General features: G+C 51.4%; 4 protein-coding genes and 1 pseudogene. 2 read left to right on the top strand and 3 right to left on the bottom strand.

From position 1 onward, the window contains the following. Together ABUA47_RS14250 and asnB are read left to right on the top strand one after the other, a co-directional pair. Positions 1 to 184 (top strand): annotated as a pseudogene (locus ABUA47_RS14250) (glutamate synthase); the annotation flags it as partial. Positions 185 to 225: 41 nt separating this feature from the next. Then, positions 226 to 1,953, top strand: a complete 1,728-nt coding sequence (gene asnB / locus ABUA47_RS14245) for an asparagine synthase B (RefSeq protein ID WP_057253067.1) — start codon at positions 226 to 228, stop codon at positions 1,951 to 1,953. Between the two features lie 68 nt (positions 1,954 to 2,021). Here the strand turns inward: asnB and ABUA47_RS14240 are convergent, their stop codons facing one another. The 3 genes from ABUA47_RS14240 to ABUA47_RS14230 all read right to left on the bottom strand — a co-directional run. Next, positions 2,022 to 2,114: a smalltalk protein gene (locus tag ABUA47_RS14240; protein ID WP_005837261.1), complete on the bottom strand. Its 93-nt coding sequence runs from the start codon at positions 2,112 to 2,114 to the stop codon at positions 2,022 to 2,024. Positions 2,115 to 2,154: 40 nt separating this feature from the next. Continuing rightward, positions 2,155 to 2,658, bottom strand: coding sequence for an HU family DNA-binding protein (locus ABUA47_RS14235; protein WP_005827604.1), 504 nt, complete (start codon positions 2,656 to 2,658; stop codon positions 2,155 to 2,157). Positions 2,659 to 2,822: 164 nt separating this feature from the next. Next, the coding region (locus tag ABUA47_RS14230; protein ID WP_349831703.1) for a DegT/DnrJ/EryC1/StrS family aminotransferase at positions 2,823 to 3,736 on the bottom strand (914 nt) is incomplete at its 5' end.

Here is a 3,736-nt window from a genome sequence, read left to right as displayed (position 1 = left end):
CGATATGGTGCTTCTTGCCATGGGTTTCCTCAAGCCCGAGCAACCGAAGTTTGCAGAGAACGTATTCGTGGCAGGCGATGCCGCCCACGGCGCCAGCCTCGTAGTACGTGCCTTGGCCGACGGACGACGAGTGGCAACAGAAATAGACCGTTACCTCGAACCTCTAAAAGAAAACAAGAAATGATTTCCCTTTCTTTAATTTTTAACCTTTAATTTTTAATTCTCATGTGTGGAATAGCAGGAATCTTCAACATACAGTCTCAAACTCCTGAGTTGAGAAACAAAGCGCTACGGATGGCGCAGAAAATCCGTCATCGCGGACCGGACTGGAGTGGTATCTACGTAGGCGGCTCCGCCATCCTCGCCCACGAACGCCTCTCCATTGTCGACCCGGAATCCGGCGGACAACCCTTATATTCACCCGACCGCAAACAGGTGCTTGCCGTCAATGGCGAGATTTACAACCATCGCGACATCCGTGCCCGCTATGCCGGAAAATACGCCTTCCAGACAGGTTCCGACTGCGAAGTCATCCTTGCCCTTTACAAAGACAAAGGCATCCGCTTCCTCGAAGAGCTGAACGGCATCTTCGCCTTCGCCCTCTATGATGAAGAAACGGACGATTACCTCATCGCCCGCGACCCCATCGGCGTAATCCCCCTTTATATAGGACGCGACAAGGATGGACACATCTACTTCGGCAGTGAGCTGAAAGCCCTTGAAGGTTTCTGCGACGAGTATGAGCCTTTCCTTCCCGGCCACTACTACCGTGGGCGCGAGGGCAAGATGCACCGCTGGTACACCCGCGACTGGATGGACTATGCCGCTGTGAAGGACAACTACACTCCTGCCGCCGAACGTAATGCCGCGCCGGCTTCGATAGGCCGGACAGCCTACAGCACACAAGTCACGGCTGTGCACGACGCACTTGAAGCCGCCGTACAGCGCCAGTTGATGTCCGACGTCCCCTACGGTGTCCTGCTCAGTGGCGGACTCGATTCTTCCGTCATCTCTGCCATCGCCAAGAAATATGCCGCCAAACGCATCGAGACAGACAACAAGGCAGATGCCTGGTGGCCGCAGCTCCATTCCTTCGCCGTCGGCTTGAAGGGTGCTCCCGACTTGATTAAAGCCCGCGAAGTGGCCCGTCATATCGGTACCGTGCATCACGAGATAAACTATACCGTTCAGGAAGGCCTCGATGCTGTCCGCGACGTCATCTATTTCATTGAGACTTACGACATAACCACTGTCCGCGCCTCCACCCCCATGTATCTGCTGGCACGTGTCATCAAAAGCATGGGCATCAAGATGGTACTCAGCGGCGAAGGTGCGGACGAGGTGTTCGGCGGTTACCTTTACTTCCACAAGGCGCCCACCCCGCAAGCCTTTCACGAAGAAACCGTGCGCAAGCTCTCCAAACTGCATCTGTACGACTGCCTCCGTGCCAACAAAAGCCTTGCAGCCTGGGGAGTGGAAGGACGTGTCCCCTTCCTCGACAAAGAATTCCTGGATGTTGCCATGCGCATCAATCCGGCAGTCAAGATGTGCCCCGGCAAGGAGATAGAAAAGAAAGTAGTCCGCGAAGCCTTTGCCGACATGCTCCCACAGAGCGTTGCCTGGCGGCAGAAAGAACAGTTCTCCGACGGTGTGGGCTACAGTTGGATTGATACGCTGAAAGCCGTCACTGCCGCTGCCGTCAGCGACGAACAGATGGCACATGCCGCCGAACGCTTCCCGATACATACCCCGCAAAATAAGGAAGAGTATTACTATCGCACCATCTTCGAAGAGCATTTCCCCAGTGAAAGCGCAGCCCGGAGTGTTCCCAGCGTACCCAGTGTGGCATGCTCCACCGCCGAAGCGCTTGCATGGGACGCCTCTTTCCAAGGAAAGAACGACCCCAGCGGACGAGCAGTAGCGGGGGTACACGAAGAAGCATACAAGGATTAAAAAAAGAGCTGCCGACAGATTTCCTGCCAGCAGCTCTTCTCATTTTTTATTTATCAAATCCTATCGGACTAAAACATCATTGTCTGTCCGCCAATCACACCTGCCACAGCACTCGCTACGGCAATAATAAGTTTCAAAATCACATTCCACGTTTTCTTCATAAAGATTATCCATTATCTGATTAATAATTCATAGCTACTGTTATCCCAGTGGATTCTCACCTTGGTCTCCATCCGAATCCGAGCCTCCTCCTTCCGAACCGGAGCCGCCATCTGTAGAAGTCTTCCCCTTAAGATAATCATCCAAACTCACCAAATCCAGCCTTTCTCCAGCACGGGTAGCAGCCTTCGATATCTTCAGTTCCCTATTCGCCTGAAAACAGATACGGACGCTCTCCACACTCTTGGCTGTCACGTCATCAGCCTTTTCCTCACCTTTCGATTTGGCTGCCAGTATAAAGACACCCAGCCCGGCTATATTAACCGTCTTTCCTTCCAGCAACTGCTCTTTCAGCTTTTCCACAAAGTTCTGCATCGTACTCTTGATGTCACCGATAGACAGAGAAGAGCGGTCCTGCATCTTCTGTGCAATAAACGCCAAATCCACGCTTTGCCCCAATGTTACCAACTGCGGATAATACTTCTTGGGAGAGTTTTCAACCCTGGGGTCCGACGGTCTCTCCACCGTCCTGAAAATTACACTCATACTTTTTTTCTTTAGAGATTTAAATTCGTTTTCCTATTCACACGTTTCGTTGATCAACGGTGCAAAGGTGAGGATTAAAAACTATGTAACCAAAGAAAAAAGGTGTTTGGGAGTAGTTTTTCTGAGAAAAGTGATAAAGTATTATAAATCAACAAAGAGCATCTCTACAATATACACTTCTTCATTTCATCTACTATGTATCTCACATCCTCATCCGTCACATAAGGACCACTCGGCAAACAAAGACCACGCTTGAACAAGCCCTCACTGACACCATTCACATAGACAGGATTAGCCGAATAAACCGGCTGGAGGTGCATGGGCTTCCATAAGGGACGGCTCTCGATACCAGCTCTGTCCAAGCAAATACGCATGGCTTCCACATTACGGTTGGGCTCACAAGAGGTATGGGCACTCATTGACTCATGCGTAACACCCGCAGCACCGCCCACGGCACCTTTCACTGTCTCACGGTAGGCATCCTCCTCACCTCTCACATGCAGATTCCCGTCAAGTAGTACCGTGTTCAGCCAATAGTTGCTGTCGTAGCGTCCGGAAGGATTCTCATGAAGCGTGATTCCCTCCACATCAGCCAACAGCTCACGATACAGACCGCACAGATACTTATGGTGCGCTATGTGCTCATCCACTACCGTCATCTGGCCGCGACCGATACCTGCACAAATATTACTCATCCTATAATTATAGCCTATACGTTCATGCTGGTAGTAGGGATAGGACTCACGGGCCTGGGTAGCATAGAACATAATCTCTTTCTTAGACTCCTCATCAGGGCAAATCAAAGCACCGCCACCGCTGGTGGTTATCATCTTGTTGCCATTGAAGGAAAGCACGCCGTATTTGCCAAAAGTTCCGAGGACTTGCCCGTCAAACTTGCTTCCAAAGCCTTCGGCGGCATCCTCTATGACCGGAATATCATATTTATCTGCCACCGACATGATTTGGTCTATCTTGTAGGGCATCCCATACAAAGCCACCGGAACAATCGCTTTGGGCTTCCGACCGGTCTTGTCGATACGGTCCCTGATAGCCTGCTCCAGAAGAACCGGGTCCATGT

Origin of the sequence: Bacteroides sp. RTP31139st1_H2_RTP31139_211217, from assembly GCF_040227615.1 — a bacterium.
Lineage (GTDB): Bacteria > Bacteroidota > Bacteroidia > Bacteroidales > Bacteroidaceae > Bacteroides > Bacteroides uniformis.
Note: the sequence above shows the minus strand (reverse complement) of the source record. Positions and strands in the feature narration are given on the sequence as shown.